General features: G+C 23.9%; 14 protein-coding genes. 5 read left to right on the forward strand and 9 right to left on the reverse strand.

Annotated elements, in window-relative coordinates; all coding sequences use genetic code 4:
• Positions 1 to 126: 126 nt before the first annotated feature.
• The 6 genes from AAHM95_RS09415 to AAHM95_RS09440 all read right to left on the reverse strand — a co-directional run bounded on the left by AAHM95_RS09415 (position 127) and on the right by AAHM95_RS09440 (position 5,601).
• Positions 127 to 486, reverse strand: coding sequence for a hypothetical protein (locus AAHM95_RS09415; protein ID WP_342274745.1), 360 nt, complete (start codon positions 484 to 486; stop codon positions 127 to 129).
• A 271-nt stretch (positions 487 to 757) separates the two neighbouring features.
• Positions 758 to 1,495, reverse strand: coding sequence for an Abi family protein (locus AAHM95_RS09420; RefSeq protein WP_342274746.1), 738 nt, complete (start codon positions 1,493 to 1,495; stop codon positions 758 to 760).
• A 21-nt stretch (positions 1,496 to 1,516) separates the two neighbouring features.
• Complete coding sequence (locus tag AAHM95_RS09425; protein WP_338956634.1) at positions 1,517 to 3,430, reverse strand: hypothetical protein; 1,914 nt, start codon at positions 3,428 to 3,430, stop codon at positions 1,517 to 1,519.
• Between the two features lie 154 nt (positions 3,431 to 3,584).
• A complete protein-coding gene (locus tag AAHM95_RS09430) occupies positions 3,585 to 4,265 on the reverse strand; it encodes a pseudouridine synthase family protein (RefSeq protein ID WP_342274747.1) in 681 nt (226 codons plus the stop codon).
• A gap of 71 nt (positions 4,266 to 4,336) precedes the next feature.
• The gene (locus tag AAHM95_RS09435; RefSeq protein WP_342274748.1) at positions 4,337 to 4,513 is read right to left on the reverse strand and encodes a hypothetical protein; all 177 of its coding nucleotides are present in this window, start codon (positions 4,511 to 4,513) and stop codon (positions 4,337 to 4,339) included.
• A gap of 11 nt (positions 4,514 to 4,524) precedes the next feature.
• Complete coding sequence (locus tag AAHM95_RS09440) at positions 4,525 to 5,601, reverse strand: CPBP family intramembrane glutamic endopeptidase (protein ID WP_338960085.1); 1,077 nt, start codon at positions 5,599 to 5,601, stop codon at positions 4,525 to 4,527.
• Between the two features lie 185 nt (positions 5,602 to 5,786).
• Here AAHM95_RS09440 and AAHM95_RS09445 point away from each other — a divergent pair, with 185 nt between their 5' ends.
• Complete coding sequence (locus AAHM95_RS09445) at positions 5,787 to 6,479, forward strand: superoxide dismutase (protein WP_342274749.1); 693 nt, start codon at positions 5,787 to 5,789, stop codon at positions 6,477 to 6,479.
• Positions 6,480 to 6,541: 62 nt separating this feature from the next.
• On the opposite strand, the gene AAHM95_RS09450 is transcribed toward AAHM95_RS09445, so the two are convergent.
• On the reverse strand, positions 6,542 to 6,778 hold the full coding sequence (locus AAHM95_RS09450) for a hypothetical protein (RefSeq protein ID WP_281748081.1): 237 nt from the start codon (positions 6,776 to 6,778) through the stop codon (positions 6,542 to 6,544).
• A gap of 345 nt (positions 6,779 to 7,123) precedes the next feature.
• Here AAHM95_RS09450 and ligA point away from each other — a divergent pair, with 345 nt between their 5' ends.
• Genes ligA through gatB form a run of 4 tightly spaced genes read left to right on the forward strand, consistent with a single transcriptional unit; the run spans position 7,124 to position 12,340 of the window.
• Positions 7,124 to 9,139 carry an NAD-dependent DNA ligase LigA gene (gene ligA, locus AAHM95_RS09455; protein ID WP_342274750.1) on the forward strand — a complete coding sequence of 672 codons (2,016 nt, stop codon included), beginning with the start codon at positions 7,124 to 7,126 and terminating at the stop codon, positions 9,137 to 9,139.
• Complete coding sequence (locus AAHM95_RS09460) at positions 9,132 to 9,446, forward strand: Asp-tRNA(Asn)/Glu-tRNA(Gln) amidotransferase subunit GatC (protein ID WP_342274751.1); 315 nt, start codon at positions 9,132 to 9,134, stop codon at positions 9,444 to 9,446. Before ligA ends, AAHM95_RS09460 begins: the two co-directional genes overlap by 8 nt.
• Positions 9,436 to 10,908, forward strand: a complete 1,473-nt coding sequence (locus tag AAHM95_RS09465; RefSeq protein WP_342274752.1) for an amidase family protein — start codon at positions 9,436 to 9,438, stop codon at positions 10,906 to 10,908. The genes AAHM95_RS09460 and AAHM95_RS09465 overlap by 11 nt, the downstream gene beginning before the upstream one ends.
• Positions 10,901 to 12,340: an Asp-tRNA(Asn)/Glu-tRNA(Gln) amidotransferase subunit GatB gene (gatB, locus tag AAHM95_RS09470; protein WP_342274753.1), complete on the forward strand. Its 1,440-nt coding sequence runs from the start codon at positions 10,901 to 10,903 to the stop codon at positions 12,338 to 12,340. Before AAHM95_RS09465 ends, gatB begins: the two co-directional genes overlap by 8 nt.
• A 199-nt stretch (positions 12,341 to 12,539) precedes the next feature.
• Here the strand turns inward: gatB and AAHM95_RS09475 are convergent, their stop codons facing one another.
• Together AAHM95_RS09475 and AAHM95_RS09480 are read right to left on the reverse strand one after the other, a co-directional pair.
• Positions 12,540 to 12,959, reverse strand: a complete 420-nt coding sequence (locus AAHM95_RS09475; protein ID WP_342274754.1) for a hypothetical protein — start codon at positions 12,957 to 12,959, stop codon at positions 12,540 to 12,542.
• A 463-nt stretch (positions 12,960 to 13,422) separates the two neighbouring features.
• A protein-coding gene (locus AAHM95_RS09480) for an IS3 family transposase (protein WP_342274755.1) occupies positions 13,423 to 14,540 on the reverse strand; the annotation gives its coding sequence in 2 pieces (ribosomal slippage) (positions 13,423 to 14,270 and positions 14,270 to 14,540; 1,119 coding nt in all).
• Between the last annotated feature and the right edge of the window lie 75 nt (positions 14,541 to 14,615).

Below are 14,615 nucleotides of genomic sequence, written 5' to 3' on the forward strand. Positions count from 1 at the left end.
TAAATTTTAAATAGGATAATAGTAATTTTTATAATTCTTTTTTTAATAAAATACTTAAATATTTAAGCCATTTTCTTTAATGTTTTTTATTATTTTCTAATATTTTAAGTTTATAAATATAATTAATTATAAAGAAATATTATTTTTTTCAATAACGAAAGTAGATACTGTATTTTCTTTATTGATATCTAATACTACTGTTGCAGAAAAACTTCTTGTAACTGATTCACTATTTCTTTCAATAAATTGATCAAGCGCCTTTTGTACTTCTGATATTTTTAACAAACTTGCATATAATTGTTCAGCATTACCTTTCAATAATAAACAATTTAAAAAACCCTTTTGTATATTATCTGTGATTTTCATTTTGTTTAAATTAAAAATTGTATTAAGTAATATACTATTTTCGGTTTTTTCAATATTTGGAGCAAAATAATTAGATATACCTTTATATTTTACTTCTAAGTTTTTATAAAAATGATTCATTATCTGAAAAAGATTTTTTTTACTAATAATTTCTTCGGGAAATAACTCTTTTAATAAATCAAGTCGTTTTAATTCTGTAATATTTAAATCTTTTTTTCATTATACTCTGACTTCATTTTTTTCCTACTTTCTTTAATTTTCATTAACTCTAAATAAAATAAACCATTGTCGTTTAAAAACGACAATGGTTTATTTTACACTAGTAATTAATTGATATCATTATAATATACTTATTAAATTAAATCTACTAAAATTTAATAATTTTTCTATATTAAGTATGGATTATACTTTGAGTATCTTCCTTAACACAATCATAAATTTTAACATCATAACTATTAAATAAATTTTCATAATCAACATTAAATGGCGCTAGTAATTGGTTTTTACTAGAAAAACGAGTAATTAATAAGTGCAAATAATGATGATCATTATTAGCATTTAAAGTTTGTTCATAATAAGCGAACCGTTCTTTATACTTAAATTGAATTGCTAATACTTTAAAATTATGTGATAAATAATTACGAACATCTTTAATATATTCTAACTGTTCTAATAAAATTTTACTATCATTAAATTCTTTGATACCAAAATAATGAGCAATCTTAGCGATACTTTTATCATTTAAAGTTTGTAATAATTTCATTATTCATTCAAATGACATAACTTCTATTAAACTGCGTATTGTTCGTGATTTTAAAACACCACTTCTATTATATTTATTATAACCAGCACGAATCAAACGTAAAGCTGTTTTCATTTGAGCTAGGTGTTCTGGATTAAGAAAAGTAGCATTATCTAAATTTTGAACATTATCATTAAAAAGTTGATGTAATAAAGCATTTTTTAAAGAATTTTCAATCATTAAAATATGTTTTAAATACAATAAACGTAAATCAATGTTCAATAAAAATAAATCTTTAAGTTGATGTTGAGGATAATTACGCTTTAATAATTCTAAATATTTTTCTTCAACAATATTTTCTACAAATCATTCTTCATTTAATAACATGTAATTCACTCCTTAAATAAACTAACCTCTAATTTTATAAATACCAACGCGAATAGAAGAATTTTCAGATTCTTTTGTTTCACTTTTAATATCTACTTCTTTTTTTCTTCGTAACAACTCTTGTTCAATAAAGTCATCAACGTTCATATTGGTACTTTGATAAGTAGCAGTTCAATCAAATGTTTTATTAGTAAAGTTATTTTTAGGTTTATTACTATCTTTAAAAAATTCTTGTACTTCTTGATTCATAAATGCTTTTTGCTTACGTTTACGTGAAAATAAATTAGTAAAAAATTTCTTAAAATTAAAAATTGATCAAAACTGACGAAAATTAATAGTCATTGCTAAACCAAAAATTAAAATTGATGAATACAATAATGAATAACCGATAACTCGTAATACAAAACTATAATCTGTGAAATTATATGTTGGTGGATATTTATCAAAGAAATAAAGACATCCAAATAATGTTACTGCTAAAATTGGAATAATTAACACTAAAGTATTTTGAATAATAAAACGTAAATCACTATTATACGTCAAATGTTTTCAAACATAAACTCAGATTGAAATTAAACGATAAACTCAACCAATACAACTTGATAAAAGAATCATATATAAACTTAATGATAAATATTGATAACTTTGATGTTTTCAACCTAAATTTGATAGTATTCAACCCAAAATAACACCTAAAACAAGATTGATTATTGATTGAATATATGAACCTCAAATTGTTTCTTTGTGTTTTACAGTAGCATTTACAATAACTTTTCCTGGTTCGGTTGCCACTTGAATTGTATTTTTTAAAGATAAAAGTAAAATAAATCATGGTTGTGACAAAAATAAATTAATAAAAAGATTTTTTGAAGAATCAAAATTACCATCAGAATTATTAATATTTGTAATACTTAAAGCAGACACTAAATATTGAGTAATAATAAATTGATTAATAAATAAAAAACCAGCAATCATATAAGCATATAACTCAAATTTAGTATAGACAGTTCATCTAATTCGTCCACTTTTGGCAATTCAATATCCAAAAACTTCGCGAAAAGAACTAATTAAAATTAAAGCAATTGAGCGCATCGTTGTAGCAATAATAATATAAATAGTGTAAATTGATGTTGTTGTCAGTGATAAAAATAAAGTAATTAAAATAATATCAATGTTAGAAATAATCATGTCAGGTAAACGATTCAGGGCTACTCATCACGATTGTTTTAGCATCCTTTTTTGTTGTGTTCATTTTTTATGTTGTAATCATGGATATTCAATTTTAATAACGATAAAAGTAACAAATGCTTTTAATACACCACAAACAAAATAAGCAAAAAAAGGAATATACATATCTATCGGTTTACCATCAGACTTTCTAATAACTAATAACGTCATTAGTAAAATATACATAATAATCTCTGAAAAAATAAAAATTAAACGATTTAAATAACCTTTTTGATCAGCTTGAATTAAATTTTGATAAGCACCACTAAAATAAAAAAAGATTAATTCACGTGATCCTAAAGAAATAATAATAAGTGCTACTTGTCAAAAAGGAATTTCCATATCTAAACCAATTTCTGGTAAATGAACACTAGCTAATCCTAAAATAAAACCAGCACTGACAAGAATAATTAAATATATTCTTCCTGAATGATGATAATTTTTTCTTGTCGTATTAATAATATCGTTGACGGTTTCATAATCATCATTTTGTAACGGACGATATAAAGAAAAAATGGTAATTAAACCAAGTCCTCCTTCTGTCAAACTAAGGTAAGTCAAAAAAGAAATAATAACACGAATTAAACCATTAATTTTTTCACCGTATGCTAAACCAGTAACATAAAGAAAAGTTAACTGTAAAATAGAGATAACAATTGTCATGATAACACCAACAATTGTATTAAAAATACCTTTTTTAGTTGTCATTACTTCACCCAATCTATATAAATAAAACTAATTTTGTTTTTTATTTAAATATGTTAACAACCCAAAATTAAAAGTTCAATATTATTAATCACTATTAAAAATAAAAAATAGCAAAAAAATAAAAATGTAATCTATATATTAGTATAGATTAATTTTATCATTTTTCTTTTTTAATCTGTTTAATTAAATCTGTTTTTAAATCTTTTATTATAAAATTTTGATCATTCAAATAAGTAAATGGTTCTTCTAAATCATTAAATGACAAATAATAAGCAAATAATGCAATTTTATTAGGGGTAACTATTGTTGACCCATACTTAGTGTCACCAACAATTGGCAAATTTAAAAATTGTAAAGTACTACGAATTTGATGTTTTCTACCAGTAACTAATTGACACTCAACTAAAGTAAAGTCTTTAGTATTAAATATTGGTGTAAAGATGGTGCTACAACTTTTACTTTGTTCACTTGGTTCAATTGAAAATTTCATTTTCATTGTTAACTCATCATGAGTAATATAACCAGAAATATTTAAATTTTTAGTTAATTGGCCAGAACAAATAGCCAAATATTTTTTAATAATTTGACCATTTTTAGTAGCATTATGAAGTGCGTTTTGTGTCATTTTATTTTTTGGATAAATAATTAAACCCTTAGTTAGTTTATCTAAACGATACTGATGACTAATATTAAATGTTTGCTCACGTTTCTTCTTCGGGTATTTTTGTTGTAAATAATATTTTACCATGTTATCTAAGCAAGAACCATATGGTTGGTGGACAACAATATTATGATCTTTATTAACAATTAAAAAATTATCATCTTCATAAAACAATTCAATTGGTGCTTCTTTAGTAATTTTTTCTGGTTTATAGTTAACAACTAAATTACTTTCATAAATGACTACTAAATCATTTTCTTGTAAGCGATATTTAAAATCAGTAGTAGTTTTATTATTAACTCTGATTTTTTTTTTCTAAATAAACGATAAATTTTTGACAGTGGTAGTGTTTTAAATACTTTTTTTAAATAATTAATTAAAGTTTGATCAGCATCATTGGCAGTAATTGTTAAGGTAGTCATAATTTCTCCTTTTAATTTTTATTAATAAAACCAGAAATAGTTGCAATTAGATTAGAAAAAGCATGTAAACCAATAGTATATGTAGTATTACCCCGTGTCATTATAAATAATAAGGGTAATATAATACTAAATCCTAAATAACCAATAATATTATTTCAATCACCACTATCCATAACATGCATTGATGGGAAATAAATTAATGAAGCTGCATATGCTAATCAACGATAACGAACAATGGTAAAAGTACCATGACGATATGATATTTCTTCATTAATTGGAGCAATAAAAATAGTACTAAGAACTAAAACAAAAATGCCATACGGACTATTCATTAATAAGTTTAAAACATCTTGATTTTTTGAAGTATTATTACTTGTTAACATATTAAATTCACTAAATTTAGGAATTATGTTGAAAATAATATTTAAAATAGTACCAATAACAGCAAAAATGGTAACTCAAGTTATTAAATCTAATTTTGCTTCTTTTAAAGTAGTAATAATTCTCTCACGTAATGATCTACAAAATACTAATACTAAAATTGATCCTAACAATTGAAATAACTGTTGAATTAAAAATGTAGTAGCAAGCGAAGTTACATCATCATCTTTACCACTAATAACTTTTGTTGCAATAAAAAATAAAAGAACAAATACTACACTAATAAAACCAAATACACTATGACTATAAGCAGCCCACCCGCCTTTTTTAATCATAGCTTCTCAATCAATACCAAGTGAAACAACTAAGCCAAAAATTGGCAATAAACTAAAAATAAAAAGACTAAGAAATGAACTTTGACTAGTATCTTTTACAGCATAAGTTTTGATTAAACTATAAAGAATTGGAATTATAATAAAAGATATAAGATAAATTATTGTTAGAGTTCAACTGGCTGTTTTGAAATTAAAGTTATTGGTGTCATCACAACTAAGTGATTTTGAAGTAAATTTATCAATAAATGATTGTTTTTGTTCATTTTTTTCTAAATTATTACTATTAATGTTATCAGTTTGGTTTACATTAATTCTACGTATGATATCATTGTTGTGAGAAACATTAATTTGATTAGATTTTTTATTAAACATGTATAAGTACTGCACGAAAACTTTCACCCTTTGTTAGTAAAATTAGTATTTAATATTAATTTTTAGTATAACATATAGTGAGAAATCTTGTAATATAATAAACTTGTAATTTTACATTAATTTATTATAATGCAATGCAATATTTATATGTGAAGAGTTTAAAAAGAAAAGGAGGATAGAAAAGAATGCCTAAATACAAGATTAATATTATCGATTTACCATATAATTATGATGCTTTAGAACCTTACATTTCACAAGAAACAATTAAACATCATTATGAAGAACTTCATAAGAAATATTTAACTTCTTTAAAATTAGTGATGGATAAACATCCGAAAGTTTTTTCTGATTATAATCTTGAAACTAAAGGGGAACTAAATCGTTTATTAAGTAATTATTGTAAATTAGAAGATATATGTGAGGATAAAGAAACTTGTAATGTAAAAAAATTACAAAGTAGCATTCGACAATTTGGTGGGGGAGTAATTAATCATAATCTTTTCTTTTCACTATTGGTGAAAAATAAAGGTTTTAATGAAAAATCAGCTATTGGTAAAGCAATCATTAATCGCTTTGAATCTTATGAAAAATTTGAAGCTGCTTTAACAAAAACTGCCATGGATATTTTTGGAAGTGGTTGAGCATGATTAGTAATTGATAATAATGGTACATTAAGACTATACAAAACTTTTAATCAAGACAATCCATGATTCTTGAACATGTACCCATTGATCGCTATTGATGTATGAGAACATGCACATTATCTACAATATAAAAATGAACAAGAGAAATACTTACAAGCATTATTAAAAGTTATCAATTGAGAACAAGTAAATAATAATTATCAAGAGTATTTAAATGAAAAAAATAAAAAATAAGTAAAAAAGAACTCAACTGAGTTCTTTTTTTTATAATATTATTAATATTAATCTAAGCTAAGTTATTTTTTAGAAGAATTTTTGGAAGAAATAGCAGCAATTCTAGTTTTTTTAATTTCTGATTTTTTTTCTATTTTGATTTTTTCAACATGTTTTTTAAAACCACATCGATTACAATTCAATTGAATATTTTTTGCTTCTAAAAATTCGGCAATTAAAATAACCCTACCACAACGATGACAAGCAAAAGCATTTTCTGGCTTTTGTGCTAAACGAACAGATGCATATGTATCTTTCATAACTTACTCCTAACTCATATAAAATTAAAGTAATTATCTTTAGTTTTAATACTATACTTAAAACTTATCAAAGGTTAATATTAAAAAATGTGTCTAGTTATATACAAAAAAGCCTTTAAGTCAAATAAACTTAATAGGAGTTTAAAAAACCAAATACTTAATTAGCCATTATTTTTTAATACTAATTTTATTATAATCATTTTTTTAAAAAAATGTATATTATTATTTATTTATTTTATTTACATTACTAAATTATACTTTTATAAAACAATATTACAATTAAAGTAATAATTCATTTATAATTAATTATGTCTTATTAACAAACCAATTAGGGGAGAAAGTAATATGAGTAACAAAAATAATGATATTAAAATTGAAATAATACAATTAAGAAACCAAATTAAACAATGAAATTATGAATATCATGTTTTAGATGCACCTACTGTTAGTGATGAACTTTATGATAGCGCCTATCATAGATTAGTAAAATTAGAAGAACAATATCCCCAATTTAATAGTAATGATTCTCCAACTAAAACTGTTGGTAATAAACCAATTAATTCTTTAACAAAAATTTTTCACCAACAACCAATGCTAAGTTTGGGTAATGCCTTTAATTATGAAGATTTACTAAAATTTGATCAACAAATTAAAAAAACATTATCAGAAAATAACATTGAATATGTTTGTGAACTAAAAATTGATGGTCTATCAATTTCCATAACTTATGAAAAAGGAGAATTAAAAACTGCTGCTACCAGAGGTGATGGAATTGCTGGTGAAGACATTACCAATAATATTTTGACAATTAAAACAATACCAAAAATAATACCAATTAATTCTAAATTAGAAGTAAGAGGAGAAATATATTTAAGTAAAGAAGAATTTAATCGCATTAATGAAAAACAACAACAACAAAACTTACCACTCTTTGCTAATCCTCGCAATGCTGCAGCTGGTACTATTCGTCAACTTGATATTAATATTATTAATTCAAGAAAATTAGATGGCTTTCTTTACTATTATATTAATGCTACTAATGATAATATTAAAACCCATGAACAAGCATTATTTACCTTACAAAAATATGGTTTCAAAATTAATGAACAATGACAGTTATGTAAAAATATTGAAGAAGTATGAATTTATATTCAGAAATATGAAAAGTTAAGAAATACATTACCATATGAAATTGATGGTATTGTCATTAAAATTAATGATCTAACCAGTTATGATATGTTAGGAAGAACTAATAAGGCACCAAAATGAGCAATAGCTTATAAATTTCCTGCTGTTACTAGTGTTACTAAACTTTTAGATATATTTCCAACTGTTGGTAGAACAGGAAAAATAACCTATAATGCTAGATTACAACCAGTGATAATTGCTGGTACTACCGTTACTTTTGCCACACTTCATAATGGTGATTATATTATTAATCGTGATTTACGTATTAATGATTTAGTAAGTGTTAAAAAAGCTGGTGATATTATTCCAGAAGTAATTGCACCAATTATTAGTAATCGTCAAATAAACAATATTATTTTTAAAAAAGCTATACATTGTCCGGTTTGTAAAACAAAATTAGAACAAGTTCCGCCAGAAGTTGATCAATTTTGCATTAATAGTGACTGTCCATCACGAATTCTTAAATCATTAATGCACTTCTGTTCAAGAAATGCTATGGATATTATTGGTTTAAATGAAAAAATATTATTACGTTTTTTAGATTTAAAATGAATTAAAACTATTAGTGATATTTACAATTTAGTTAATTTACGAAAAGAAATACTATCATTACCACGTTTTGGTGAAAAATCTTTCACTAATCTTGCTAATTCAATTATTCTATCAAAACAAAATTCCTTAGAAAGACTTTTATTCGGTTTGGGAATTCGCCATGTTGGTCAAAAAACAGCAATTATTCTTGCAAAAAAATATTTAACTTTAAATAACTTAATGGAAGCAACCTTTGATGATCTAGCTAATACTAATGAAATTGGTCCAATAATCGCTACTAGTGTTATTGATTATTTCCTTAATCCTACTAATCAACAACTAATTAATAACTTGCAAAACTTTAAACTTAACTTTAATTATTTACAAAAAAACCAATCACAAGTATTGAATGGTAAAACTTTTGTCTTAACAGGAACTTTAACTAAAAGTCGTAACGAATTCATTGAATTATTAAATAACTATGGTGCTAAAATTACCAATACTATTAGTAATAATACTTCTTATTTAATTGTTGGAGAAAATCCAGGAAATAAATTAGCACAAGCACGCAAACTTAATGTTAAAATTATTAATGAAGAGCAATTACAAAATTTATTGAAAGAGGTAGCTAAAAATGGATAAAATTGAAAAGAAAATGACAACAAAAATGCTACATGAATTTGCTAACGAACTTATGTTCAATTTAAGCGAAGAACAATGTGAAAATCTTTTACTAGAATTTAAAGCTATTGAAAAACAAATGGAAATTGTAACAAATATCAATACAAATGATATTGAACCTTTAAATTACCTATTTCCTATTATTAATAATTTATTACGTTCCGATAATGTTGGAGCTCATTTAACGTCTAAAAGTGTTTTAAATATTGCTCCAGAAGTTGAAAATAATTACATTAGTATTAATCAGGTGATTAATCATGAAAATTAATTACCACCAACTTTCAATTCGTCAACTTCATGAATTATTAAAAACAAAAATACTTACTCCAGATCAATTAACTAAATTAGTATACAAACGATTAGAACAATTCAAAAAATTAAATGCTGTTGTTACTTCACTAGAACAAAATGCCATTAAACAAACAAAATTAATTACTGAACAAGAAATTAATGATAATTTATTAGCAGCAATTCCATTTGTAATGAAAGATAATATTGCTACTATTAATTTCTTAACAACAGGTTCATCAAAAATTCTTGCTAATTTTATTCCTAATTATGACAGTACTGTTAATATGTTATTAACAAATAATAAAGCCATTAATATAGCTAAAACTGCTCTTGATGAACTAGGAATGGGTGGAGATGGTTTATATGCAGCTACTGGTCATGTCTTAAACCCTTGGAATTTAAAACATATCACTGGTGGTAGTTCTAGTGGCAGTGCAGCTTTAGTCGCTGCTGGAATTGTACCATTTGCTTTAGGAACAGATACTGGTGATTCAATACGTAAACCTGCCGCTTATTGTGGTATTGTTGGTTTTAAACCAACGTATGGTTTAATTTCACGAAATGGTGTTTTTCCTTATGCTCCAAGTTTAGACACAGTTGGTATATTTACTAATCATGTCGAAGATATTGCCATTGTCTTGGATATTATTGCTTTATTTGATGAACAAGACTTTACTAGTGTTCAAAGTAAAGAAAAAAACTATACTAAAAACTTAAATCAAAATATAGAAGGTAAAAATATTGCTATTTTAAATTATAATGATTATCAGTGAAATGATATAGTTAAATCTAGTTTTGATGAAGCAATAAAGCATTTAACTGATGGTGGTGCAAAAGTTCAACAAATTGAATTTAATAAAGAATTATTACAATCTTTATTACCAATCTACATGATTATTTCTTTTGCTGAAGCAACCAGTTGCCATGCAAATCTAACTGGTATTAATTTTGGTGTTCGTAAAAATGGTAAAAATTATCAAGAAGTTATGACAAATTCACGAACATTTGGTTTCGGTGATATGGTAAAACGCAGATACATTATTGGTGCATATGCTTTATCTGAAAATCATCAAGAAGAATTATTTAACAAAGCTAAAAAAGTAAGAAGATTAATTGTTGAACATTTAAATACTATCTTTAAAAAATATGATGCTTTCATTATTATGCCAAATATTAATCCAGCTCCAAAAATTAAAGATGTATTAGAACAAAAAAAAGTTATTAAAAGTGAACATGATTATTTAGAAGACTTACTACTACTTTCTAACTTAAATGGTGGACCAAGCATTAATATTCCGTTAACTACTGTTAATGGTTTACCGATTGGTTTTAATATTAATGGTGCACCTTTCAATGATCAAGTTATATTGAATATTGCTTCATTTTTAAGTAAAAAAATTAATTTTAATAATAAACTACTAGGTGATGATCATGAATAATAAATATGATGTTGTAATGGGTATTGAAATCCACTGTGAATTAAAAACTAAAACTAAATGTTTTTCCAACGCCGCCAATACTTTTGGTCAAAAACCAAATACTCAAATTAATGCCATTGATTGTGGCTATCCAGGAACATTACCAACAGTTAATCAAGCTGTTATTATAATGGCAATTCAAACATGTACTGCTTTAAAAATGAATATTGATCCACTATTACGTTTTGATCGAAAAAGTTATTTTTATCCCGATTTACCTAAAGGTTATCAAATCACACAATTTTTTCATCCAATTGGTACAAACGGTGAATTACCAATAGTTGTAAATAATGAAGAATTTATTGTTAGCTTTGAACGCTTACATATTGAAGAAGACACAGCAAAACAAATTCATAATAATAAAAAAACATTACTAGACTATAATCGAGCAGGAATTCCCTTATTAGAAATTGTTACTAAACCAATTTTTAACACAAGCGAACAAGTAGTAGCATATATTAATACTCTACGTCAATTATTAATTCATTTACAAGTTAGTGATGCTAAAATGAATGAAGGTTCATTACGATGCGATATTAATATATCGTTAAAACCACATGGTAGTGATACTTTAGGTACCAAAGTTGAAATTAAAAATTTAAATTCTACACATAATATTACTTTAGCAATAAATGATGAAATTAATCGTCAAACTAATATTTTAAATAAAAAACAAAAAATTAATCTTGAAACTAGAAGATTTGATGAAAAAACTAATAAAACCATTAGCATGCGTAGCAAAGAAAATAAAATTGATTATAAATACTTTCCTGAACCAAATATTTTTCCAATTCAACTAGACGAAAAATGAATCAAAATGATTGCTAAAAATCTTCCTGAATTGCCTAAACAAATAATGGAAAGATTAAAAAAACAATACAATTTACCAATAAAAGATATTAATTTATTAATTGACAAAGTAGAAATATTAACTATTTTTGAACAAACAGTTGCCATTAATAATTTAATATTACCTACGTTTAATTATTTAGTAGGTCCTGTGCAAGCTTATTGTAATATTAATAACACTACTATTAAAAACAGCGAACTTACTGCTAATAATCTATCACAATTAGTTAGTCTAGTTTATGAGCAAAAAATTAATGATAAACAAAGTAAACAGTTATTAAATGCAATTATGATTAATAGTGAAAAAAGCCCTACCGATCTTATTAGAACATTAGGTATTACTTTAGTAAGTGATAGTAATGATTTAGAAAAAATATTAATCACAATTTTAAAAGCAAATGAAAACATGATTACTATTTATAAAGTCAATCCAGAAAAAGCATTAAAATTTTTTATGGGTCAATTAATGAAACTAACTAAAGGACAAGCAAATCCACAAGTTTCTAAAGAAATATTAAAAAAATTGATTGAAAACTATAATTAGTTTCAATCAATTTTTAATTATGAATTTTTATATTATACTTTGAATATTTTTATTATAAATTATATACTAATATTTTATTTAAAATCTACATCTTCAATTAAATTTTCTTTAATTACTAAATCATCATTTGTCTTATTAATAATTAATGAATATTTTATTAAAATATTTGTTTTTATTCTTTTAAGTAACTTTCTTAATTTTAATTAAAATTATTTGTTGGTCTTAAAAATTGTAATGACATTGTTAAATTATTAACTAATGTTTTATTTGTCAATTCTGGTTTATTTAATTGGATGGTTATTGTTTGATCATTAATATTTCTTTGATTCAAATTTGATTCATTATTTTTTTGTTGTAATTGTTGTATCTTTTCATGTAATTCATTACTTTTTTGTTGTAATGTTTGCATTTGAACATGTAATTCATATTGTTTAATTTCTAAATTAGTAATTTGTTTTTCTAAAGATGCTATTTTAAAATTTGCTTTTTTTGGTATTTCTAAAAGAATTTTAAAATTAGTAAGTTTATTATTTTGATAATCAGCTTTTAATTCTTTTTCTAATTTATCTTTAATATCTTTAATATTTTCTTTTAATTTTGTCTTTTGATTCTCTATCAAGATATTTTTTTGTTTTAACTTCTGCTGTTGTTTTTGTAAAAATTTTATGTCCCTATCAAAAATCTCTTTTCATAAAAGTTTTATTTTACTATTTAAAGTTAGTAAATCGCTTTCTGCTTCTATCAATTTACTATTAAAATAAACTCTAAACCTTAATACTTTTAATAAAATTTTCTTTAAATGTTTTTTAGAAAAATTATCTTTTTCAATTTGTTTATTAATAAATAAATTTAATACTTTTATTTTTTTTAAAATTAATAAAATCTTCAAGTATTTTTGGTAAAAAAACCTCTTTTAAAGTAGTTAATTGAAAATTATATGAATAATTATTTATTTCATCATTTAATTCTAAGATTAAGGAATTTGTTCAATCTTCAATAATTTTAAGTGAATCAAATTTCCCTTTTAGAATTGGTATCTTTTTATCCAAACATTTTATTTGGAATGGCAACCCTTTTTAGGACTATTTTTTGGTAGACATTTGTTTTTGATAACTAATTGGAGTTAGGTAGTTTAGAGTACTGTGAATTCTTATGTTGTTATATCAATTGATGTAATCAAATAATTCTAATTTTAATTGGATTAATGATGTAAAATTTTTATCATTAATAAATTCAATTTTGAAAGTTTTAAAAGTTGCTTCAGCAACAGCATTGTCATAAGGACATCCTTTTTTGCTTAAAGATCGAGTTATGTTGAAAGCTAATAAAAGTTTATCAATAGTTTTATTATTGAATTCATTACCGCGATCAGTATGAAATATTTCAATATCTTTTAAACAGTGATTTGATTGCATAAATGCTTGATATACTAATGATGCATCTTTTTTAACTCCAACACTATATCCAATAATTTCGCGGTTAAATAGGTCGATTAATAGGCAAATATAGTTTCATTTACCATTAACTTGAACATAAGTTAAATCACTAACAATAACTTCATTTTTAATTCTATTATTAAAGTTTCTATTAACAAGATTGGTTATTTGACTATCATTGACTTTATTATGATAATTTTTGAATGATAATTTAGTGTATTTTGATATTAAATTATGCTTATTCATAATTTCTTTAATTTTTCTGCGTGATAAATAAATTTCTTGGTTTGCTAGTATGACTTTTAATCTTCTAGTACCATAAACTTCTTTATTTTCTTTAAAAGCACTAATAACAGCTTGTTCATAAATATTATTTTGAATTTTATTTTTTTTCTTTAAATTAAAATAATATGTTGATTTAGAGAGTTTTAAAAAATGACACATTGTGCGAATTTTATATTTAGATTTATTATTTGCAATAATCTCTATTTTCTGCCTATTATTAGTGCTGCTTGCTTTAAAATATCAATTTCCATTCGTAACTGTTTTAATTCTTTATTTGCTTGAATTAATTGTTTTTCTAAATCTGAAAGATTATCTTTAGTTTTAAAACTACCTGAATTAGTAAATTGCTTAATTCAATTGTAAGTAGCTGCTCTTGTAACATTGTATTCTTTAACAAGGCAAGATACTGATTTGCCACTTTGATATAAAGCTACTATTTGTTTTTTAAATTCATCTGAATATGAGTTAATAGTGACCATAATTATAATTCCTTTCTTTTAACTAATTTGTTCACTTGTCTATGTAATTAGTGTCCAATAAAGTGTAACCCATCC

This window comes from Spiroplasma endosymbiont of Phycita roborella (assembly GCF_964031195.1).
GTDB classification, from domain to species: domain Bacteria; phylum Bacillota_I; class Bacilli_A; order Mycoplasmatales; family VBWQ01; genus Spiroplasma_E; species Spiroplasma_E ixodetis_A.